General features: G+C 63.4%; 22 protein-coding genes. 15 read left to right on the top strand and 7 right to left on the bottom strand.

Annotated features, from left to right (window positions below; translation table 11 throughout):
* Positions 1–180: 180 nt before the first annotated feature.
* Complete coding sequence (locus tag O7B34_RS28440; RefSeq protein ID WP_337149137.1) at positions 181–822, bottom strand: DNA-3-methyladenine glycosylase family protein; 642 nt, start codon at positions 820–822, stop codon at positions 181–183.
* A gap of 75 nt (positions 823–897) precedes the next feature.
* Between O7B34_RS28440 and gluQRS the strand changes: the two genes are divergently transcribed.
* The gene (gene gluQRS / locus O7B34_RS28435) at positions 898–1,773 is read left to right on the top strand and encodes a tRNA glutamyl-Q(34) synthetase GluQRS (protein ID WP_337149136.1); all 876 of its coding nucleotides are present in this window, start codon (positions 898–900) and stop codon (positions 1,771–1,773) included.
* A 27-nt stretch (positions 1,774–1,800) separates the two neighbouring features.
* On the opposite strand, the gene O7B34_RS28430 is transcribed toward gluQRS, so the two are convergent.
* Both O7B34_RS28430 and O7B34_RS28425 read right to left on the bottom strand, forming a co-directional pair.
* Positions 1,801–2,085 (bottom strand): type II toxin-antitoxin system RelE/ParE family toxin, encoded by a 285-nt coding sequence (locus O7B34_RS28430; RefSeq protein WP_337149135.1) that lies wholly within the window; start codon positions 2,083–2,085, stop codon positions 1,801–1,803.
* Between the two features lie 11 nt (positions 2,086–2,096).
* The gene (locus O7B34_RS28425) at positions 2,097–2,333 is read right to left on the bottom strand and encodes a CopG family ribbon-helix-helix protein (protein ID WP_337149134.1); all 237 of its coding nucleotides are present in this window, start codon (positions 2,331–2,333) and stop codon (positions 2,097–2,099) included.
* 233 nt (positions 2,334–2,566) lie between these two features.
* Here O7B34_RS28425 and O7B34_RS28420 point away from each other — a divergent pair, with 233 nt between their 5' ends.
* The gene (locus tag O7B34_RS28420; RefSeq protein ID WP_337149133.1) at positions 2,567–3,463 is read left to right on the top strand and encodes a DMT family transporter; all 897 of its coding nucleotides are present in this window, start codon (positions 2,567–2,569) and stop codon (positions 3,461–3,463) included.
* 108 nt (positions 3,464–3,571) lie between these two features.
* On the opposite strand, the gene O7B34_RS28415 is transcribed toward O7B34_RS28420, so the two are convergent.
* The gene (locus O7B34_RS28415) at positions 3,572–4,423 is read right to left on the bottom strand and encodes a YihY/virulence factor BrkB family protein (protein ID WP_027143458.1); all 852 of its coding nucleotides are present in this window, start codon (positions 4,421–4,423) and stop codon (positions 3,572–3,574) included.
* Positions 4,424–4,481: 58 nt separating this feature from the next.
* Between O7B34_RS28415 and O7B34_RS28410 the strand changes: the two genes are divergently transcribed.
* The 7 genes from O7B34_RS28410 (at position 4,482) to O7B34_RS28380 (ending at position 9,993) form a co-directional block, all read left to right on the top strand.
* Positions 4,482–5,348 (top strand): SDR family oxidoreductase, encoded by an 867-nt coding sequence (locus O7B34_RS28410; protein ID WP_140747852.1) that lies wholly within the window; start codon positions 4,482–4,484, stop codon positions 5,346–5,348.
* Between the two features lie 25 nt (positions 5,349–5,373).
* Complete coding sequence (locus tag O7B34_RS28405) at positions 5,374–5,565, top strand: twin transmembrane helix small protein (RefSeq protein ID WP_015315567.1); 192 nt, start codon at positions 5,374–5,376, stop codon at positions 5,563–5,565.
* A gap of 18 nt (positions 5,566–5,583) precedes the next feature.
* Complete coding sequence (locus tag O7B34_RS28400) at positions 5,584–6,165, top strand: cob(I)yrinic acid a,c-diamide adenosyltransferase (RefSeq protein ID WP_337149132.1); 582 nt, start codon at positions 5,584–5,586, stop codon at positions 6,163–6,165.
* 33 nt (positions 6,166–6,198) lie between these two features.
* Entirely contained in the window at positions 6,199–6,999 is an 801-nt protein-coding gene (locus tag O7B34_RS28395) for a rhomboid family intramembrane serine protease (RefSeq protein ID WP_337149131.1), read from the top strand.
* A gap of 203 nt (positions 7,000–7,202) precedes the next feature.
* The gene (locus tag O7B34_RS28390; protein ID WP_337149130.1) at positions 7,203–7,952 is read left to right on the top strand and encodes an electron transfer flavoprotein subunit beta/FixA family protein; all 750 of its coding nucleotides are present in this window, start codon (positions 7,203–7,205) and stop codon (positions 7,950–7,952) included.
* 23 nt (positions 7,953–7,975) lie between these two features.
* Positions 7,976–8,905, top strand: coding sequence for an electron transfer flavoprotein subunit alpha/FixB family protein (locus O7B34_RS28385; RefSeq protein ID WP_337149129.1), 930 nt, complete (start codon positions 7,976–7,978; stop codon positions 8,903–8,905).
* A gap of 209 nt (positions 8,906–9,114) precedes the next feature.
* Positions 9,115–9,993, top strand: a complete 879-nt coding sequence (locus tag O7B34_RS28380; protein ID WP_015315562.1) for a 3-hydroxybutyryl-CoA dehydrogenase — start codon at positions 9,115–9,117, stop codon at positions 9,991–9,993.
* A gap of 9 nt (positions 9,994–10,002) precedes the next feature.
* Here O7B34_RS28380 and O7B34_RS28375 read toward each other — a convergent pair whose 3' ends face one another.
* The 3 genes from O7B34_RS28375 to O7B34_RS28365 all read right to left on the bottom strand — a co-directional run bounded on the left by O7B34_RS28375 (position 10,003) and on the right by O7B34_RS28365 (position 13,338).
* Positions 10,003–11,982, bottom strand: coding sequence for a PAS domain S-box protein (locus O7B34_RS28375; RefSeq protein WP_337149128.1), 1,980 nt, complete (start codon positions 11,980–11,982; stop codon positions 10,003–10,005).
* 164 nt (positions 11,983–12,146) lie between these two features.
* The gene (locus O7B34_RS28370; RefSeq protein WP_337149127.1) at positions 12,147–12,785 is read right to left on the bottom strand and encodes an NrsF family protein; all 639 of its coding nucleotides are present in this window, start codon (positions 12,783–12,785) and stop codon (positions 12,147–12,149) included.
* A 1-nt stretch (position 12,786) separates the two neighbouring features.
* Positions 12,787–13,338, bottom strand: coding sequence for a sigma-70 family RNA polymerase sigma factor (locus O7B34_RS28365; RefSeq protein WP_337149126.1), 552 nt, complete (start codon positions 13,336–13,338; stop codon positions 12,787–12,789).
* 230 nt (positions 13,339–13,568) lie between these two features.
* Here O7B34_RS28365 and O7B34_RS28360 point away from each other — a divergent pair, with 230 nt between their 5' ends.
* The 6 genes from O7B34_RS28360 (at position 13,569) to O7B34_RS28335 (ending at position 20,149) form a co-directional block, all read left to right on the top strand.
* A complete protein-coding gene (locus O7B34_RS28360; RefSeq protein WP_337149125.1) occupies positions 13,569–13,706 on the top strand; it encodes a hypothetical protein in 138 nt (45 codons plus the stop codon).
* Positions 13,707–13,778: 72 nt separating this feature from the next.
* Positions 13,779–14,828, top strand: a complete 1,050-nt coding sequence (locus O7B34_RS28355) for a hypothetical protein (RefSeq protein ID WP_337149124.1) — start codon at positions 13,779–13,781, stop codon at positions 14,826–14,828.
* A 9-nt stretch (positions 14,829–14,837) separates the two neighbouring features.
* Complete coding sequence (locus O7B34_RS28350) at positions 14,838–16,190, top strand: hypothetical protein (protein WP_337149123.1); 1,353 nt, start codon at positions 14,838–14,840, stop codon at positions 16,188–16,190.
* 120 nt (positions 16,191–16,310) lie between these two features.
* On the top strand, positions 16,311–17,318 hold the full coding sequence (locus tag O7B34_RS28345) for an iron ABC transporter substrate-binding protein (protein ID WP_337149122.1): 1,008 nt from the start codon (positions 16,311–16,313) through the stop codon (positions 17,316–17,318).
* A 171-nt stretch (positions 17,319–17,489) separates the two neighbouring features.
* On the top strand, positions 17,490–19,070 hold the full coding sequence (locus O7B34_RS28340; protein ID WP_337149167.1) for an ABC transporter permease: 1,581 nt from the start codon (positions 17,490–17,492) through the stop codon (positions 19,068–19,070).
* Positions 19,067–20,149 carry an ABC transporter ATP-binding protein gene (locus tag O7B34_RS28335; protein WP_337149121.1) on the top strand — a complete coding sequence of 361 codons (1,083 nt, stop codon included), beginning with the start codon at positions 19,067–19,069 and terminating at the stop codon, positions 20,147–20,149. The genes O7B34_RS28340 and O7B34_RS28335 overlap by 4 nt, the downstream gene beginning before the upstream one ends.
* Positions 20,150–20,152: the final 3 nt, after the last annotated feature.

Genomic DNA, 20,152 nt, shown 5'->3' with positions numbered 1-20,152 from the left:
CCTCCTTGGTTCGCACATGATCCCGAAAATCGAATTCGACTTTCGGAAAGGATCATGCGCTGCTTCAAAAGCCCGACCGTTCGGCGCGGATACTGTAAGCCTGACATGACAGGGATGTGAAGCGGATTGTCGCTCGCGCGACGTGCCAAAAACGCATGATTTTTATGCTTTTTTGCAAATTCAGGCCGGCGGTGCGGCGTCCCGGCCCCTGGTTTCGCGATAATAGGACCAGAAAAGCCGCGATGCGACACCTCGCCACGGGCTCCATGATTCGGCCAATGCGATCAGTGTTTTCTCCGCTGGACGCGGGTCGATGCCCAGCGCGTGGCCGACAGCGCTCTGCAGGGCGACATCGCGCGCCGGGAAAATATCGGGGTGCCCGGCGGCAAACAACAGATACACTTCCGCCGTCCAGGGACCGATACCGGGCACGGCCGTCATCCTGGTGATTGCCTCCCCAGCGTCGAGCGAACAAAGGTGATGCAGGTCGAGCCCGTCGGCTACGGCTTGGGCGACCGCGACAAGGCCACGCTGCTTGGGCCGCGACAGGCCGGCCTCGCGAAACATGTCCTCGCCGGCGGCCAGGATCGCCTGCGGCGTCAGCGGATCGACCAGTTTCGTCAGCCGGCCGAAGATGGCATCGGCGCTGGCCCGCGACACCTGCTGCGAGACGATGATCGAGGCCAGGCTCCGAAAGCCGGGCTCCGAAAGCCTGAGCGGCACCTCGCCAGCCATGCCGCGCACTTTTTCCAGGCGCGGGTCGATGAGGCAAAGCGCGTCCAGTCCCCGCTCAACGTCGTCCACTGTCGCGATGCGCTGCATGATATCCTTGTCCGAAAATGTGCTGCAAAGTAGCAACGGCCAAAACCGCAGCACAACCCGATTGCCGCCTGAGACATGACGCTCCTGACATTCCGCTTCGCGCCCAGCCCCAACGGCGAACTGCATCTGGGCCACGCCTATTCGGCGCTGCTCAATCAGAAGCTGGCGATGCATATGGGCGGCCGCCTGCTGCTTCGTGTCGAAGACATCGACACCACGCGCTGCACGCCGGAGTTCGAGGCGGGCATGTTCGCCGACCTGAAATGGTTGGGCCTGGGCTGGGAAGAGCCGGTGCGCCGGCAATCCGAGCATTTCGCCGACTACGAAGCGGTGCTGGAACGGCTGATCCGCGAGGAACTGGTCTATCCCGCCTTCATGAGCCGTGGCGAGATCAGGGCTTTCATCGCCGACAGCGAAAGGCGCGGACGCGACTGGCCGCGCGATCCCGACGGTGTGCCGCTCTATCCCCCGGCCGACAAGGCATTGCCGATGAAGGAACGCAAACGGCGCATCGCCGAGAACGCGCCTTTCGCCTGGCGGCTGGACGTCGGCGCCGCCATGGCGCGTGCCGGCAAGGACCTCACATGGGCCGAATTCACCGATGAGACGCTTTCCGCGACGCGCCCGGTCGAAGCCCGTCCGCAGGACTGGGGCGACGTGATCGTGGCGCGCCGCGACATCCCGACCAGCTACCATCTCGCCGTCGTCATCGACGATGCGCTGCAAGGCGTCAGCCATGTCGTACGCGGACAGGACCTGTTTTCCGCGACCGGGGTGCAGCGGCTGCTCCAGGAGACTCTGGGGTTGCCACGGCCGGTCTATTTCCATCATCGGCTGATCCTCGGGCCGGACGGGCGAAAACTGTCGAAGAGCCTCAGGGATACCGGTCTCGCCGCCTTGCGCGAAGCCGGCGCTTCGCCGGACGATGTCAGAAAGCTGGTCGGACTATAAGGGGCATGCCGACGTCATATCATCATGTCAAACTTCGTCGGGCCATTGCCGCGCACCATGCTGAACAAAGAGAACCTCGATCTCGTTGTCCTTGACGCGGTAAGCAACAATGTAGGGTGTGCTCGGGACCAGTTCGCGCGTACCATTGATTTCGCCGGTGCGGCCAATGAATGGGTTCACCGAAAGAAGGCGACCGGTTTTGCCATGGATTTCATTGACAATGCGGGCAGCGGCGCGTGGATTGCGTTCGCTGATGTAGTCTCCTATAGTTTCAAGCTCCGTCAGGTAGCGTCTGGTCCAGATGATGCGCATGATCGCCCGGCTTACGCCTGGCTGTATTTGTTGAGCACCAAAGCAATTTCTTCCTCCGTGGCGAACTCGCCACGGTCGGCCTCTTCAAGTCCGGATTGGACGCCAGCGATCCAATTTTCTTGCCAGGCGAGCGAGCGTCCGCGCGCAAGCGCGTCTTCAATGATCTGGGCACGCGTCAGCGTCGAGCGTGCCGTTAGCGCATCGATGCGCCGCATGAGGTCGTCTGAGATGCCGTCGTTCTTGTCCATACGGCTATTTTGCCACAGACGCGGCTGCCTCGCCAAGAAAATACCGTCCGGGCGTCGCCGCAGGCAGGGAGCCGTCGGGCTTTGATCTCAATCGCGATCGAAGATCGTCAAATCGATCGGGCACGTTGAATCCCCATGACGCATGGATCAATCGTTTCGTTTTGCGTGCAGGGTTGAACCGGATTAGAGCATCTCGACGGGTCAATTCTCACCAGCGCGGCGGTTTCCGGAAAATGTCCAGCCTCAAGCGGTTCATCCCCGCCACCTTCGTCGTCCTTTGGGCGACCGGCTTCATCGGTGCGCGTTACGCCATGCCTTGGGCGGAGCCGTTCACCTTCCTCGCGGCGCGTTTCGTGCTGGCCGCCATCCTGCTTGGCGTCCTGATGCTGGTGCTGGGCTCGAAACCAGCCACCCGCATCGAGGCGCTGCATGCCACCGGCGCCGGCGTGCTGATGCATGGCGTCTATCTCGGCGCCGTTTTCTGGGCCATTCATAGGGGCATGCCGGCCGGTTTTTCGGCCCTGATCGTCGGCCTGCAGCCGCTGGTCACCGCGGTGCTCGCTGGCAAGTTTCTGGGCGAGGCCATCCTGCCGCGCCACTGGCTTGGCCTTGTTATCGGCCTTGTCGGCATCGTCATCGTGCTGTGGCCAAAACTCGGGGCGCTCGGCGGCGGCGTGACGGCGGCCACGCTGATCGCCTCCCTGGTCTCCGTACTCGGCATGAGTGCCGGCACCATCTGGCAGAAGCGTTTTGCTTCCGGTGGTGATCTCGTGGCGGCCACCATGTGGCAATATGTCGGCGGCGCTTCGCTGATGATCCTGGCTTCGCTTGCCTTCGAAACGCAAACCGTCGTCATCAATGGCGAATTGATCTTCGCCATGGCCTGGCTGCTGCTGGTGCTGTCGCTCGGCGCCATCTTCCTTCTGATGGTGATGATCCGCGACGGCGAGATGTCGAAAGTGGCGTCGCTGTTCTACCTCGTGCCGGCGGTGACGGCCATCATCGCCTGGGCCCTGTTCAACGAACAGCTCAACGCACTTCAGATCGCCGGCATGGCGATCACCACACTCGGTGTCGGCCTGGCAACGGCTCGTCAGACCAAGGGAAGAATTGAGGAATTGAGGAATTGAGGAATTGAGGCCTATCTCGCGCCGTGTACTTCTCTTCAACTCTTTAATTCTCCAGTTCTTCAATTCTCCAGTTCTTCAATTCCCCATTTCTTCAATTCCTCAGTTCGGTCAACCGACCCGGGCGCGCGCCTCCAGATAGCGGCTGATCGCGGCGTTGAGCTCGCCGCCGAGGATGAAGATCGCGGAGACGATGTAGAGGAAAACCACCGCGATCATGATCGAGGCGAGACCGGCATAGGTCGTCACATAGGACGAGAAGTGGTCGAGATAGGTGGCAAACATCGTCGAGCCGATAAGCCATGCGGCCAGCGTGAAGATGATGCCGGGTATCAGCGATACGAAACGGCGCTTGCCGGCCGGCAGCCAGTAGTGGACGGCAAAAAGTCCTCCGATGATAACCGTTGAGGCAATGACGTAACGCCACAGTGTGCTCGTGCCCGTATAGGGTTTGATCCATTCGAAATGAGCTTCCGCCAGCCGCGCCAGCAGGGGCGCGAACACCAGGAGCACGCTGATAGCCAGGAACCCGGCGGTCGCGATCAGCACGAAGAAGATGCTCTGCACCCGGCGATAGATGATGCCGCGCGTCTCGGTGACCCGGTAGGCGCGGTTGAGCGACGTGCGCAGCGCCTCGATGCCGTTAGAGGCAAAATAGGCGGCAAGCAGCACGCCATAAGTCAACAGGTCGGTGCGCCTGACAGTCAGAACGTTCAGCACCTCGCGCGCGATCGGCTTGGCGATCTGCTCGGGCCATGTGTCGAAGACCAGATGCACGGCTGTGTCGGCAAAGGCCTGGGCGCCAAGGAAGCTGGCCAGCGTCGTGGCGAAGATCAGGAACGGAAACAGCGCCATCAGCGAGGTGATCGCCAGATGGCTGGCCATCGCCCAGCCGTCATCGGTGTTGAAATGGCCGAGCGCGTCGTAGAGCACGCGGCGCAGGGCGACAATATTCCGCAGCAAGAACGCGCGCTCCCTTCGATTGTCTCGACGCCGCGAATATGGGAAGGGAATGCGACAAATGGCAACCCTTCGTCAAACCTCGAATTCTCCAGCGGCAGAGTTGCGCACCATCATCGTCACCGGTGCGTCTTCCGGCATAGGCGCCTATTGCGCCCGTGCGTTGAAGGCCGAGGGTTGGCGGGTGTTCGCGACGGCGCGCAAGCCGCAAGACATCGCCGCGCTCGAAGCGGACGGCATCGAGGCCTTCTATCTCGATTACACTGAACCGGCATCGATCGCCGCCCTGGTGGCGGCAGTGCTCGACCGCACTAGCGGCAGGCTCGACGCGCTGTTCAACAACGGCGCCTACGCGCAGGCAGGCGCCGTCGAGGATCTGCCCGTTGCGGCGCTCAAGGAGCAGTTCGAGGCCAATTTCTTCGGCTGGCACGACCTGACCCGCCGTCTGGTTCCGGTGATGCGCCGCCAGGGCCACGGCCGCCTCGTCCATTGCTCGTCGATCCTGGGTCTCGTGCCTGTGCGCTTCCGCGGCGCCTATTCGGCGTCCAAACATGCCTTGGAGGCCTTGATGCTCTGCCAGCGCCAGGAACTGGCCGGCAGCGGCATCCATGTCTCGCTGATCGAGCCGGGGCCGGTGAAATCCAAGATCGCCAGCAATGGCCTGCCCTGGTTCCTCAGGAATATCGATCACGAGAATTCCGTGCATCGCGCCGACTATGCCGCGCAGCTGGAACGCATGCGCGCCGGCGGCAGCCAATCGGCACTGAAGCCCGGGCCGGAAGTGGTCCACAAGGTGCTTTGCCATGCACTTCTGTCGCGGCGCCCGCGCCCGCACTATGTGGTAACAATATCGGCCAAGATCGGGGCCATGCTCAAACGCATCCTGCCGGCCTCGATGCTCCACCGCCTGCTCGCCAAGCGCGCCTGAACAAGCAAAGAACTGGAAACACAAAATGGCCACTGCCTTCAACATCCTTGCCATTCTGGTCATGGCCGCCGTGGTGGTCGTGCTGATCAGGGGCCTCATCAACATGATGCGCGGCGGCTCCGGTGTGACCTCCAACAAGTTGATGCAGGCGCGCGTTCTGCTGCAGGCCGTGGCGCTGGCGCTGATCCTGCTGGCCGTGTATTTCACCCGCAAGTGAGGGCCTTCGGGAGGCGATGTGGTCAAGCTCAACAAGATCTACACCCGCACCGGCGATGACGGCACCACCGGGCTCGGCACTGGTGAGCGGCGGCTGAAATCCGATCTCAGGGTGGATGCGTATGGCACGGTCGACGAAGCCAATGCCTGCATTGGCATGGCTCGCGTGCATACCGCACAGAGCTATCAGGCGATCGACGCCATGCTTGCCCGCATTCAGAACGACCTTTTCGACCTCGGCGCCGATCTCGCAGTGCCTGATGACGGCAAGCCGCTTGACTACGAGCCGCTGCGCATCGTTGCCGCCCAGACCGACCGTGTCGAGCACGACATCGACCTCCTCAACAAAGACCTCCGGCCGCTGAAATCCTTCGTGCTGAACGGCGGCACGCCGGCGGCGGCCGCCCTCCATCTTGCCCGCACCGTGGCCAGGCGAGCCGAGCGGCTGATGGTCGCCCTGGCTCAGGACCCGGCCGAACACGTCAACCGCGACGGGCTGAAATACATCAACCGCGTCTCGGATTTCCTGTTTGTCGCCGCCCGGGCGGTCAATGACAATGGAAATGCCGACGTGCTATGGGTTCCCGGCAAGAACCGCTGAACGGACTGAAAGGCGGGAGGAGGCCAACGACAAATGTTCATCCCGCTTTACGACACCAACAGGCTGCGCCACATCAGGCTGCAATATGTGACGATCGGGCTGATCGTCGCCAACGCCGTGGTCTATTGCGCCACGGCGCTCGGCGGCGAGAACTTCACCAATGCCGCCATGCTTGGCCTCGGCTTCATCCCCTCCGTCGTTCACGACACGGCCGAGCTTGACCCTCGCTTTATCATCATCCCCGAGAGCCTGAGCTACCTCACCTATTCCTTCCTGCATGCCGACATTTTCCATCTCGGCGGCAACATGCTGTTCCTTTGGGTGTTCGGCGACAATGTCGAGGACGCGCTCGGCCACATCCGCTACCTGATCTTCTATCTCCTCTGCGCCATAGCCGGAGCCGCTTTCCAGGGGCTCATCGCCTGGGATTCGCAAGTACCGCTGATCGGCGCCTCGGGCGCCATTGCCGGCGTGGTCGTCGCCTACCTGATCCTCTATCCCAGGGTGAAGGTGTGGGTGCTTGCGTTTGCCCGCATCCCCTTGCGTATTCCAGCCTTCATTCCGCTCATCCTGTGGGTGCTGTTCCAGGTCGTCATGTTCGCGGCCGGTGGAGAGGATCAAATCTCCTGGGCCTGCCACATCGGCGGCATCATTGCCGGCGCGGTCCTGGTGCTGGTCCTGCGCAGTCGCGGCGTGCCGCTGTTTGCCCCCGCTGACGAGGACGCCGTGGTTCCGACCCCCGAACAGCCTCCGGCCGTTGGCGAACCAGCGACACCCCAAACGTCCGTCACTGCGGCGCGCTGGGGCCGCGGAAACCCTTCTGGCCCAAACTGAACCGATTTGAGCAGCTTCCAGCGTATTGACGACAAGGGTTGCCACAATTACGGAAACGTCTCCGTCGCAGCCCAAGGCGGTTAAGGAGCAGCCGCAAGGCGGGCAAAGACCAGAATTTCCATCCGGAATGTCGGCTTTCGACAACTCAGAAAGGGCGCAGGCTGCTATAGCGCGCCCAACTAGCGTGAAGAGGTGACAGGCAAATGAAGATCCTTGTGCCCGTGAAGCGGGTTGTGGACGCGAATGTGAAGGTTCGCGTGAAGGCCGACGGTTCGGCGGTGGAACTCGCCAACGTCAAGATGGCGATGAACCCGTTCGACGAGATCGCGGTCGAGGAAGCGATCCGGATCAAGGAAGCCGGCAAGGCCGAAGAGATCATCGTCGTGTCGATCGGCCCGCAGCAGGCGCAGGAAACACTGCGCACCGCGCTCGCCATGGGCGCCGACCGCGCCATCCTGGTCAAGACCGACGAACAGACCGAGCCGCTCGGCGTCGCCAAGGTGCTGAAGGGCGTGGTCGAGGCGGAGAAGCCAGGCCTTGTCATTCTCGGCAAGCAGGCGATCGACGACGATTCCAACCAGACCGGCCAGATGCTGGCCGCCCTGCTTGGCTGGGCGCAGGGCACCTTCGCCTCCAAGGTCGTGCTCGAGGGCGACCATGCCAAGGTGACGCGCGAGGTCGACGGCGGCTTGCAGACGGTGGAGTTGAAGATGCCGGTGATCGTCACCGCCGACCTTCGCCTCAACCAGCCGCGCTATGCCTCGCTGCCCAACATTATGAAGGCCAAGAAGAAGCCGCTCGACGAGAAGTCGCCCGCAGACTACGGCGCCGACGTCAAGCCACGCCTGACGGTTATCAAGACCGAGGAGCCGAGCGGCCGCAAGGCGGGCGTCAAGGTCAAGAGCGTCGCCGAACTGGTCGACAAGCTCAAGAACGAAGCCGGCGTGTTGTAAACGATCGGGAAAGGAACAGAAATATGACCATTCTCCTCATCGCAGAACACGACAACGCAACTCTTTCCGACCAGACCGCCAAGGCGCTTTCGGCAGCCCTGCAGATCAACTCGGACGTTCATGTGCTGGTGGCCGGCAAAGGTGCCAAGGCTGCTGCCGACGCAGCCGCGAAACTGAAGGGCGTCGGCAAGGTGCTGCTCGCCGAGGCCGACGAACTCGCCGAGCGCCTGGCCGAGCCGACGGCGGCACTGGTCGTCTCGCTGGCGGGCGCCTACGACACAATCATCGCGCCGGCGACGTCCGCGGGCAAGAACGTCGCGCCGCGCGTGGCGGCCCTGCTCGATGTCGCGCAGGTCTCCGAGATCATCGAAGTGGTCTCGCCGGATACCTTCAAGCGGCCGATCTATGCCGGCAACGCCATCCAGACGGTGCAGTCGAGCGACGCCAGGAAGGTGATCACCGTGCGCACCGCCTCCTTCCAGGCGGCACCCGAGGGTGGCTCGGCTTCGGTCGAGACGGTTCCTGCGGCTGCCAATCCCGGCCTGTCCACCTTCGTCGAGAACAAGCTGTCGGAGACCGACCGTCCGGAGCTGACCTCGGCCAAGATCATCATCTCGGGCGGCCGTGCGCTCGGTTCCTCGGAAAAATTCCAGGAAGTCATCCTGCCGGTCGCCGACAAGCTCGGCGCCGCCGTCGGTGCTTCCCGCGCCGCCGTGGACGCCGGCTATGCGCCGAACGACTGGCAGGTCGGCCAGACCGGCAAGGTCGTCGCCCCCGATCTCTACATTGCGGTCGGCATCTCCGGCGCCATCCAGCACCTCGCCGGCATGAAGGACAGCAAGGTCATCGTCGCCATCAACAAGGACGAGGAAGCGCCGATCTTCCAGGTTGCCGACTACGGCCTCGTCGGCGACCTCTTCGTCATCCTGCCGGAGTTGCAGAAGGCGCTTTGACGCTTCCGCGCAACCGTATTAAATTGCCAGGGGTGGGGTAGACGAAGTCGCCCCACCCTTTTAGTTTGCACCGCACAATAAGCAGGCCACAAAGGCTGAGAGCAATTCCAGCGGCAGTGCGCAGGTTTTTTGCGCCGGGAATTGCGGGAAAACAAAGAGATGGGGCGGTTCGCGATTCTGGCGAAAAACGCTCCGGACGGGATCGGGTAATGAGCAAGATCGAGACGATCGGCATCATTGGTGCGGGCCAGATGGGCGGCGGCATAGCGCACGTCTCCGCGCTTTCGGGTTACAAGGTTCTGATCTACGATATATCGCCCGACCGTATCGAGAAGGGCATCGCCACCATCAGCGGCAACATGGCCCGTCAGGTGGGGTCCGGCAAGCTCGACGAGAAACTCCGTAACCAGGCCATGGCACGCATCGCGTCGGCACCGACCATGGCCGATCTTGCCGGCGCCGATCTGGTGATCGAGGCGGCGACCGAGGACGAAACCGTCAAGCGCAAGATCTATGCGCAGCTCTGCCCGCAGCTTAACCCCGAAGCGATCCTGGCGACCAACACCTCGTCGATCTCGATCACGCGGCTAGCAGCGCAGACCGACCGGCCGGAGCGGTTCATCGGCATACACTTCATGAACCCTGTTCCGCTGATGAAGCTGGTCGAACTGGTGCGCGGCATCGCCACCGAGGACCAGACCTTCGAGGCGGCGAAGACCTATGTGAAGCAGCTCGACAAGACGATCACGGTCTCGGAGGATTTCCCGGCCTTCATCGTCAATCGCATCCTTCTGCCGATGATCAACGAGGCGATCTACACCCTCTATGAGGGCGTCGGCTCGGTCGATGCCATCGACACCGCCATGAGGCTCGGCGCCAACCATCCGATGGGACCGCTGCAGCTTGCCGATTTCATCGGTCTCGATACCTGCCTGTCGATCATGCAGGTGCTGCATGACGGCCTGTCGGATTCGAAGTACCGTCCCTGCCCGCTGCTGGTCAAATATGTCGAGGCCGGCTGGCTCGGCCGCAAGACCGGGCGCGGCTTCTACGACTATCGCGGCGAGCACCCCGTTCCGACGCGCTGACGCGTCCGGTCACGAGGCCGCGGCGAGCGGCTTGGGTGGTTCTGACCTGTCGTCGGCGGTTTTGCCGTCGGGTGCCACGCAAACGCATCCGCGCCCGGCCGCCTTGGCCGCATAGCAGGCGGTATCGGCCCTCGCGATGATCTCGTCGACTTCGCCGCAACTGGCGCAGATCGCCGTCAGCCCGATGCTGGCGCCGATCGCGTGCGGCCGGCCCTCCCAGGTGAAGTTGAGGCCGGCTATCGCATCGATGATGGAACGCGCCGCGAGCCGCGCGCCAGCGGCAGAACCGGACTTCAGGATAACAGCGAATTCGTCGCCACCCAGACGCGCGACGATGTCTTCAGAACCAAGCACGCCGCGCACTGCCTCCGCGACCCGCTTCAGCAGGGCGTCTCCCGCAGCGTGACCGCCCGTGTCGTTGACCAGCTTGAAATGGTCAAGGTCGATGAACATGAACTGATGGCGGTCCCCGGCCCTCGTGCCGTCCTTGCGCGCCTGATCGACCAATCCCTCCATGGCGCGGATGAAGCTCGAGCGGTTGGCGAGCCCGGTGAGCGCATCGTGCGCGGCGGCATGGGCAAGCTGGCGCTGCAGGGCGCGCGCATCGGTGAAGTCCTGGAAGACGATCACCAGCCCGCCGAATTCGTTGCGCTCGTTGATGATCGGCGACACGACCTGGCGGATGCTGCAGCGTGTGTCGTCGCGCCGGATGAGGACCGCGCGGCTGTTCTGGTCGGAGCGCGCCTCTTCGCCTGTCACGGGCCGCGTCATGCCGATCCTGTGGCCGGTCTCCTCGTCGACCGCCCAATAGACATGGCTCAGCGTCTTGCCGAGTGCCTCGTCGCCGGAAACGCCGGTCAGCTTTTCGGCCACCGGGTTCATGAAGGTGACGCGGTTCGCGGCATCGGTGCAGATAACCGCATCGCCGATCGATTGCAGCGTCACTCTTAGCCGCTCCTTCTCGCCGGCCAGCATCGCCGCTGAGACGATGAGCCGTTCTTCGGCCTGCTTGCGCCGGGTGATGTCGGTCAAGCTGCCGATCGCTCTGATCAGCTGTCCGTCCGCATCGCGCTCGATGGCCTTGCCGCGGTCGAGAATCCAAACCCAGCTGCCATCCTTGTGGCGCATCCTGAACTCGGCCTCGAAAAATTCCGTCTGGCCATCGAGATGGGCGCGATCAGCCTCCGCGACCGCGACGCGGTCGTCGGGATGGATCATCGTCAGCCAGCGATCGGGGTCGCCATCGAGCTCGCCATCCCCGTAGCCCAACATCTTGACCCAGGTGGGGGAATAGGTGGTGCCCCCCTTGCGCATGTCGAAATCCCAGACACCTTGACCGGCGCCGGCCAGCGCGAAATTCCAGCGCGTTTCCGCCTCCGTGATGCGCGCCTCGGCCTGCTTGCGCGCGTCGATATCCTCGATCTGCGAAACGAGATAGAGCGGCCGGCCGCTTTTCTCGTCTCGGATGACGGAGCCGGCAAGATTGGCCCAAATGGGCGCGCCATCCTTTTTGAGGTAACGCTTCTCGAATTGGAAGGCGTTGACCGTGCCAGCTCTCATGCTTTCCATGGTTTCCCGCCCGAGACGCAGATCGTCGGGATGCGTGATCTGGAAGAAGGTCAGCGCCTCGATTTCCTCGCGGCTATAGCCAAGCATGGCGGCGAAGGCTGGGTTGGTCTGGAGAATACGCCCGTCGAGGCTGACGATGGCGATGCCGATGGCCGAATCTTCCATGGCTCGGCGGAACCGCTGCTCGCTCTCCGCAATCTGCCGCCGGTCATCAGAGATGCGCGTGATGAACAGATAGGCCAGGAAAAGCGCGCAGACCGTAACCGCGACCGATATTTGAAGGCAAAGTCTGAGGGCTTCCGCGCCAAGGTCCAGCCTTGACGGCACAAGCGAGGCGGCCACCACGGCAAAGCCGGCCACAAGCAGCGCCAGAGCTGCATGCTTGTACTGTCCCGGCCCGATGATACTTCGCAATGTCACGATTTATGCCACCCCCGTGGGCAATCGCTTTTTTCCGTTAAGACCCTGAAGGATCGATTTTAAGGAAAGGTTGCGACCGGGGCATCGGCGACATGGGAAACCGGCAAACAATTGCCGGCATGATTAAGGACCGGTATTAACGGGGTGTGGGCGCGGGTATCCTGTTACCATCGCACGAAAAACCGCCCGCCGAGCGCGCCGAGCAAAGCGAGGGCCGCGATGGCGATCGTGTACCAGGTGGCAACGAAAAGCGGCGAATCGTCGAAGCAGTGCGCCGCATAGAAGGTCGCCGCCAGCCCGCCGGCAAGCAGCCCCGCGACGGTGCCGGCAAGCATCGGCCGTGTCGGCGCACCATAGCGCAGCATCCACAGGAAGATGGCCAGCGGGCCGATGCCGATCAGCGGGATGAAGCTCATGCAGATCATCATGTTCGATCCGATCATGCGCGTGCCCCATAGCGCCTGCGGCACCATGAAGAGTTCCAGCACCACGGCCACCGCGACCAGCAGCGGCGCGGCGATCATCGCCGCCATTGCCCGGCCTGTCGCCGCACCCGGCGTCGACAGGGCACGGATCAGGGCGAAGGCGCTGATGGCGAGCACGACGGTGAAAACAAACTTGGACAGGAAACGGATCGTGTGCGCGGCAACCATGAAGTCGGGGCGCGGCCCGATTGTCATCATGAAAACAGCGGCCGCGGCGACGACGGCCGCACCGGCCGCCAGCCACCAGGCCGAGCGCAATGGCATCGCCTTGCTGCGGGCATCGGCGTCGAGCGCCTTGATGAGATCGTCGGTCTTCATGTCATTCCCGTCCGAACCGCCCCTGTCCGAATCGCTTGGCTATGGCGGTAAGTCCCCGGTGCAGCGACACACGCACCGCCGTCTCGCTGATGCCGAACTTCGCCGCTGTCTCACCGATGGAACGGCCCTCCACGGACACGGCCGAAACCACGGACCGCTGAGCCGGCGGCAGCCCGTCGAGGGCCCGGTTGATGTCGCGCTCGCTGACCGTCTCGGTTTCCGGCTCGGCGAAAGTCTCGGCGATGTCGTCGACATCGATTTCGATGCGCCGCCCGCGCCGCCGGAATGCGTCGATCAGCTTGAAACGGGCAATCGCATAGACCCATGGCAACACCGGCGCGTCCTGGCGCCAGGTGTGTCGTTTGACATGAATGGCCAGCAAGGTTTCCTGCACGACATCCTCGGGATCGACCCCGCCCTGCACGATCTTGCGCCTGACAAAGCCGCGGATCAGCGCGGCAATCCGGTGCAGAAAGTCGGCGTAAGCCCTTTCATCTCCCGCGATCGCGGCCCGCATCAGCCGGGAAAGCTCGGCCTCGTCCTTGCCGCTCACAAGAGTTCACTCCCCGATCTTCGCGCCTCGGCACTGATTTGTTACGTGGCCGGCGAAATAATGTCCAAGCCAAACTACGGGCAAATCACGAAAGTTTGCGGGATGGCCCGCGAAAATTCCCTGACGGTTTCCCTGGTTCCCGGTCCGGGGCGTTGGGAACAGCGCTGGCCAAGCTTTGATTGACGTAAGGTAAACCCTTCTGTAGCGTCAAGGATCGGAGGGAGGCCGAAATGGATTTCATTGAACGCATTTTTGGATTTTCTCCCGACAATGGCTCGGGAACTTTCGAGAGCGGCCTTGTCATTGCGGCCATAGTCTTTGTCGCTGCCATCTACTTCTACGGAAGACAGGGATCACTGAAGAAATAGCCGGGGAACCGGCGGGGACACGTTTGCCAGGAAAACACTACCGTTGCGTCCTCTCAGCGTGGGAAACACGACATGGCAGGATCTCTGGTCAACCACGTCAGAACCGCGGCACTGCTGTTGTTCGCCGCCGAATTCTGGAAGCGTCTTGCCGTCGGGCTGAACGTGCTGTTTGCGACGATTCGCATGCTGCTGTGCCGGTTGGCCAAGCGCCAGCGGCTGCCAGGCCCCGCGCAGAACGATTGCTGCATCCAGCTGCCGCCCGACATCTACAAGCGCGCCGATCCTCTTCTCTATGCCCAGTACTATCTTATGGCGCAGGGTCTCGCGGTCACCTGGGACAATCCCGACATCGACATTTTCGACGGCGCCGCGCCAGTCACCGGTGCGCTGCAGCCCTCTCGCACCTATCGCGTTCGCGTGCGTGTCTGGAACGGGTCCTATGATGCGCCGGCCGTCGGCGTCGGGGTGGCGCTGTCCTACCTGTCCTTCGGCGCACAGACCGTTTCCCGTCCGATCGCCAACCTCGCCGTCAATCTCGGGGCCAAGGGCACGATCGATTGCCCTGCCTACGCCGAATTCAGTTGGACCACGCCCGCCACCGGCGGCCATTACTGCCTGCAGGCACAGCTTTCCTGGGGCGATGACGCCAACCCCGGCAACAACCTCGGCCAGAAGAACGTCAACATTGCCGAGATGCGCTCACCGGCAAAGTTCTCCTTCAGCGTCCGCAACGAGGCCTCGGTCGTCCGGCGTTTCCAGATCGAGGCGGACTGCTACGGCCTGCCGAAGCTGCAACCATGTACCCCGCCACGCGGCCAAGGTCGAGACGAACGCACGGACACCCCGCAGCCGAGGCTCGCGGAGAGCAAGGCGCGCTGGGCCAAGGCGCTGGAGGAACAGGCCTATGGCCGGTTTCCCGTTCCCGATGACTGGTCGGTCAGGATCGTTCCAAGAACGCTTTCACTGCAGCCCCGCCAGATAACCGAGATCACCGTCGAGATCGAACCGAGGGACGCCGCCTTCCGTGGCTCAAAGGCCTTCAACGTCCATGTCTTCACGATCGGCGAAAGCGGATCGCGCACCATGACCGGCGGCGTGACGCTCACCGCCACGAAAGGCTGAGGCGCTCCGATGGCCTACAAGCACTATACGAGCTGCTTTCTCTATCCGGCCGGTGGCAAGCCCTACAATGAGGACGACCGGCTGGCTTTCCTCGCCGGCCAAGCGCTGCAGATCATCGTCATCACCGGGGTGGCAGCCGCCTTCGGCTTGCTGCTGGGGCCGGTCGGCGCAGCACTTGCCGCGGCAATCGCGTTTCTGGCGTCCGCCACCGCGACGATCGACAAGGCCGCCGGGGAATGGCTCAACCATCGCCTGGTCTGCCTCGACAAGGACAATCCGAAATGCGCCCTCGGCATCGTCTCCTACAATCCGTTCCGCAGCGATCTCGGCGCCTTCGACAACGACCAGTATTTCGACGTCATACTGATGCCGCATCCGACGACTGAAATTCTCAACGCCGAAACCAATGAGGCCGCTTTGGCCGCCGCCAATCGCTACAATGGCGACGGCACCGTCGTCGCGGAATTCGCCGCCAACATCACGGCCCATCCGGCGAACGACATTCTCAATGACGGCTTTCAGGGTCATGAACTGCTGTTGCCGCGCGATGACCTGAAGACGGATCTGGGCTACGCACCCGCGGACGATCATGCCCGCTGGGCCCTGCACTGCGAGGCCGAGGGTGACTTCTGGATCAAGATGCGCCAGTTGGCGCCGGCCATTGTCATCCTGCTGGCGGCGGCTCTGGTCGTCACGGCGGCCGCGGCGGCCGCCGGCGCCAGTGTTGGGGCGGCTGTCGGCTGCGCCATAGGGTCGTTCTTCCTGGGTGCGCTGGGCTGCGCCATCGGCTCGTTCCTGGGAGGATTGCTCGGAGCGGCCATTGGCGGCGCCATCGGCGGAGCGGCGTCCTACTTCGGCGGGGTCAAGCCGGTCCTGCAGGGACTGTTCAACTGGAATCCCGGCAATGTCGAGGACGCCAATGTCGGCGACAAGGCGCTCGGCCCCATCAGGATGGGCGATCATGTCGCCGTCCTCGGCGAACATGTCTATGACGGCTATCACAAGGGCTGGCATGAGTTTCATCCGCTGATGACGGTGGTCAAATTCGATGCGGCGGCCGGTGTCGACGCAAGACACTATCTTCAGTGGAATCCGGATTTTCCCGACACGGGCACGGTCCCGCCCAAACCGCCGGGCGAGGCCATCGACCTCACCGCGCAGGATATGCGTGACGGGCTTGGCAGCGCCGCGTTCAGGACACGCTGCGAGAATCTGCGCAGAACCTGGTGCGCCATGCTGAACGAAGCGTTCGATCCGGAGACCAAACGAACGCAGCAGGGCCTGGACCAGCGCTGGACCATTCATCCGATGGTCGATGGTTGCATTCCGCAGGAGCAGCCACCAGCACCGCATATCGGATGATGCCATCAGCGTCCGATACGCGAAACCGTGATGGCGCCGATTGCCTTTCAATCTTGACTAACCCATTCATGAATTGATACTCGGACGCACCCGCAGTGCGGGCAACCCGAGGAGTACCTTATGAAATCCCCCCTTCTTGCCCTGGCCAGCGTAGCGGCGCTTGCAATCAGCCTGGCCGCCGGTCCGGCGACGGCCGAAGATGCCGGCATCATCGTCTATAACGCCCAGCATGAAAGCCTGGCCAAGGATTGGGCCGAAGGGTTCACCAAGGAAACCGGCATCAAGGTTACCTTGCGCAATGGCGGCGACAGCGACTTCTCCAACCAGATCGTCGCCGAAGGCGCCTCCTCGCCCGCCGACGTGTTTCTGACGGAAAATTCGCCGGCCATGGTGCTGGTCGAGAATGCCGGCCTGTTCGCGCCGGTCGACGCCGACACGCTCGCACAGGTCCCGCAGGACTATCAGGCCGCCAGCGGCAAATGGGTGGGCGTGGCCGCGCGCAGCACCGTCTTTGCCTATAGTACGACCAAGCTCAAGGCCGACCAGTTGCCCAAGTCGATGATCGACCTCGCCGACCCGAGTTGGAAGGGCCGCTGGGCGGCCTCGCCATCTGGCGCCGATTTCCAGGCTATTGTCAGCGCATTGCTGCAGCTCAAGGGCGAGGCCGGCACGGCCGATTGGCTGAAGGCGATGAAGGCGAACTTCACCGCCTACAAAGGTAACAGCACGGTGATGAAGGCGGTCAATGCCGGCGAGATCGAAGGCGGCGTGATCTACCACTATTACTACTTCGGCGATCAGGCCAAGACCGGCGAAAACTCCAAGAATGTCGCGCTGCACTATTTCAAGAACCAGGATCCGGGCGCTTTCGTATCGGTCTCCGGCGGCGGCGTGCTCGCCTCGAGCAAGCACCCCAAGGAAGCCCAGGCCTTCCTGAAATGGGTGACCGGCAAGGGTGGCCAGGACGTGCTGAAGAACGGAACTTCCTTCGAATACGCGGTCGGCAAGGGTGCGCAGTCCAATCCGAAGCTGGTGCCGCTGGTCGACCTGCAGGCGCCGAAGGTCGACGCCGCGACGCTGAACTCCAAGAAGGTCACCGACCTGATGACCGCAGCCGGCTTGCTTTAGTCGTCGTTCTTCCTAATAAGGACGTCAAACCGTGCTCCTGCGGGAATTCACCTTCCGCGGGAGCGTTTTGTTCCGAGATGCATTCGTCCATGACGACACGCTTCGTTCCTGACCGCGACCGTGGTCCCCTGATTGCCGCCGCCACGCCGCGATGGCATGGCGCCTGAGCTGATGCAGCCCGCGGTCGATCTCGCGCACCCTGGCCTACCGCCGAAGATGCGCCGAAGGACGCAGCGGCGTGTGGCGCCCTGGCTTGTCATCGCCGCCATATCAGTCTCCCTGCTGGCATTGGTGCCGCTTGCCTTCATCATATGGATCGCGGTGCAGACCGGTTGGGACACTGTCGCGGCATTGGTCTTCCGGCCACGTGTCGGCGAACTGCTGGCAAACACCGGCCTGCTGGTGCTGCTGGGCGTACCGATCGCCATCACCTTGTCGGTGACGCTGGCCTGGCTGACCGAACGCAGCGACCTGCCTGGTGCCCGGCTCTGGTCCTGGCTCTGCGTGGCGCCGCTCGCCATCCCCGCTTTCGTACACTCCTATGCCTGGATCACCATGGTGCCGGGGCTGCACGGCCTCTGGGCTGGCGTGCTGGTATCCGTCATCGCCTATTTTCCTTTCCTCTATCTGCCGGTGTCGGCGGCGCTGCGCCGCCTCGATCCCGCCCTGGAGGATGCCGCGGCGGCACTTGGTCTCGGACCCTGGCGTGTGTTCTGGCGTGTCGTGTTGCCGCAGCTCAGGCTCGCCATCTGCGGCGGCTCGCTGCTGGTCGGCCTGCATCTGCTGGCCGAATATGGCCTCTACGTCTTCATCCGCTTCGACACCTTCACCACCGCGATCGTCGACCAGTTCCAGTCGACCTTCAACGGTCCGGCCGCCAACATGCTGGCCGGCGTGCTGGTGACCTGCTGCTTCGTGCTGCTCGGCCTCGAAGTGCTGGTGCGCGGCGAGGAGCGTTATGCCCGTGTCGGCTCGGGTGCCGCGCGATATCAGCAGCGGATGAGCCTCGGTCGCGCCACCCTGCCCAGCTTGCTGCTGCTCGTCGTCACCACCCTGCTGGCGCTTGGCGTGCCGTTCATCACCATCGGCCGCTGGCTCATCGCCGGTGGCGCCGATGTCTGGCGTCTCGATGAGATTGGCCTGGCACTCGGCCAGACACTGTTCCTATCGCTTGCCGGCGCGTTGCTTGCCACCGTCGCTGCCATGCCGATGGCCTGGATCTCGATCCGCGCGCCCGGTCCGTTGCAGCGCCTGCTGGAGGGATGCAATTACATTGTCGGCTCGCTGCCGGGTGTCGTCATTGCGCTGGCGCTGGTCACCATCACCGTGCGCATCGCCCTGCCGCTCTACCAGACCCTGTTCACCATCCTGGTCGCATATGCCCTGATGTTTCTGCCGCGTGCCCTGGTCAGCCTGCGGGCGTCGATCGCCCAGGCCCCGGTCGAACTCGAGCGCGCCGCGTCCAGCCTCGGCCGGCGGCCGCTCAACGCGCTGTGGTCGACGACAATCCGCCTGTCGGCGCCGGGTGCGGCGGCCGGCATGGCGCTGGTGGCGCTCGGCATCATGAACGAATTGACCGCGACGCAGATGCTGGCGCCGAACGGCACCCGCACGCTGGCCATGGCGTTCTGGTCCTATAGCGGCGAGATCGACTACGCCTCGGCGGCCCCTTACGCCTTCATCATGGTGGCGATGTCGCTGCCCCTGACCTGGCTGCTCTATGTCCAGTCGAAGCGGATGGCCGGACGATGAGCTTTCTTGAACTCGGCAATCTGCACAAGCACTACGGCGCGGTCGCCGCACTTGCCGGCGTCGACCTGAATGTCGCCAGTGGCAGCCGCACGGCGATCGTGGGACCTTCCGGCTGCGGCAAGACGACGTTGCTGCGGTTGATCGCCGGTTTCGAGGCGCCCGATCAGGGCCGCATCGTGCTCGACGGGCAGGTGCTGGCCAATGGCGGCGCCGCTGTGCCGGCGCATCGCCGCGGCATTGGCCTGGTGGCGCAGGACGGCGCCCTGTTCCCGCATCTGACCATCTCGGACAATATCGGCTTCGGCATGGCACGGGACGATGACAAGCGCGCCGAGCGCATCATCGAACTTGCCTATATCGTTGGACTGGACAAGGCGATCCTCAAACGCCGTCCGCACGAGCTCTCCGGCGGCCAGCAGCAACGCGTGGCGCTAGCCCGCGCCATGGCGATGAAACCGCGGCTGATGCTGCTCGACGAGCCGTTCTCGGCCCTCGACACCGGTCTGCGCGCCTCGATGCGCAAGGCGGTTGCCGAGCTTCTGGAAGGGGCCGGCATCACCACCATATTGGTGACGCACGACCAAGCCGAGGCGCTGTCCTTCGCCAGCCAGGTGGCGGTCATGCGCGACGGGAAATTTTCCCAGGTCGGCACGCCGCGCGAGCTTTATCTCAAGCCGAAGGACAGGATGATCGCCGAGTTCCTCGGCGATGCCATCATCCTGCCCGCGAGCATTTCGGGCGGCTTCGCCAGTTCGCCGCTGGGCCGCATCGCGGTCGACACGCCGGACAGCCGCGATGTCGCCCGCATCATGTTGCGGCCGGAGCAGATTGGGCTCAAACGCACCTCGCGCGAGGGCATGTCGGGCACACCAGACATGCCCTTCGGCGAGGTGACGGAATCGGAATTCGCCGGCTCGACATGCACGATCGCGGTGCGACTCCTAAACAATTCCGATCCGCCGGACGCCGCCGCGATCGGCGGCACGCCGCTGATCCTGCGCAAATCCGGCATGGACGCGCCGGCGGTCGGCGAGATCGTGCGGCTGACCGTATCGGGCAAGGCGCACGTCTTCGCTTGAGGC

Source organism: Mesorhizobium sp. Cs1299R1N3 (genome assembly GCF_037179625.1).
In the GTDB taxonomy this organism is placed as follows: domain Bacteria; phylum Pseudomonadota; class Alphaproteobacteria; order Rhizobiales; family Rhizobiaceae; genus Mesorhizobium; species Mesorhizobium salmacidum.
Note: the sequence above shows the minus strand (reverse complement) of the source record. Positions and strands in the feature narration are given on the sequence as shown.

Bases quoted from the DNA above. Each gene is read 5' to 3' on its own strand.
- O7B34_RS28440 (WP_337149137.1), bottom strand. From the start codon at position 822: ATGCAGCGCATCGCGACAGTGGACGACGTTGAGCGGGGACTGGACGCG.
- gluQRS (WP_337149136.1), top strand. From the start codon at position 898: ATGACGCTCCTGACATTCCGCTTCGCGCCCAGCCCCAACGGCGAACTG.
- O7B34_RS28430 (WP_337149135.1), bottom strand. From the start codon at position 2,085: ATGCGCATCATCTGGACCAGACGCTACCTGACGGAGCTTGAAACTATA.
- O7B34_RS28425 (WP_337149134.1), bottom strand. From the start codon at position 2,333: ATGGACAAGAACGACGGCATCTCAGACGACCTCATGCGGCGCATCGAT.
- O7B34_RS28420 (WP_337149133.1), top strand. From the start codon at position 2,567: ATGTCCAGCCTCAAGCGGTTCATCCCCGCCACCTTCGTCGTCCTTTGG.
- O7B34_RS28410 (WP_140747852.1), top strand. From the start codon at position 4,482: ATGGCAACCCTTCGTCAAACCTCGAATTCTCCAGCGGCAGAGTTGCGC.
- O7B34_RS28405 (WP_015315567.1), top strand. From the start codon at position 5,374: ATGGCCACTGCCTTCAACATCCTTGCCATTCTGGTCATGGCCGCCGTG.
- O7B34_RS28395 (WP_337149131.1), top strand. From the start codon at position 6,199: ATGTTCATCCCGCTTTACGACACCAACAGGCTGCGCCACATCAGGCTG.
- O7B34_RS28390 (WP_337149130.1), top strand. From the start codon at position 7,203: ATGAAGATCCTTGTGCCCGTGAAGCGGGTTGTGGACGCGAATGTGAAG.
- O7B34_RS28385 (WP_337149129.1), top strand. From the start codon at position 7,976: ATGACCATTCTCCTCATCGCAGAACACGACAACGCAACTCTTTCCGAC.
- O7B34_RS28380 (WP_015315562.1), top strand. From the start codon at position 9,115: ATGAGCAAGATCGAGACGATCGGCATCATTGGTGCGGGCCAGATGGGC.
- O7B34_RS28370 (WP_337149127.1), bottom strand. From the start codon at position 12,785: ATGAAGACCGACGATCTCATCAAGGCGCTCGACGCCGATGCCCGCAGC.
- O7B34_RS28360 (WP_337149125.1), top strand. From the start codon at position 13,569: ATGGATTTCATTGAACGCATTTTTGGATTTTCTCCCGACAATGGCTCG.
- O7B34_RS28355 (WP_337149124.1), top strand. From the start codon at position 13,779: ATGGCAGGATCTCTGGTCAACCACGTCAGAACCGCGGCACTGCTGTTG.
- O7B34_RS28350 (WP_337149123.1), top strand. From the start codon at position 14,838: ATGGCCTACAAGCACTATACGAGCTGCTTTCTCTATCCGGCCGGTGGC.
- O7B34_RS28345 (WP_337149122.1), top strand. From the start codon at position 16,311: ATGAAATCCCCCCTTCTTGCCCTGGCCAGCGTAGCGGCGCTTGCAATC.
- O7B34_RS28340 (WP_337149167.1), top strand. From the start codon at position 17,490: ATGCAGCCCGCGGTCGATCTCGCGCACCCTGGCCTACCGCCGAAGATG.
- O7B34_RS28335 (WP_337149121.1), top strand. From the start codon at position 19,067: ATGAGCTTTCTTGAACTCGGCAATCTGCACAAGCACTACGGCGCGGTC.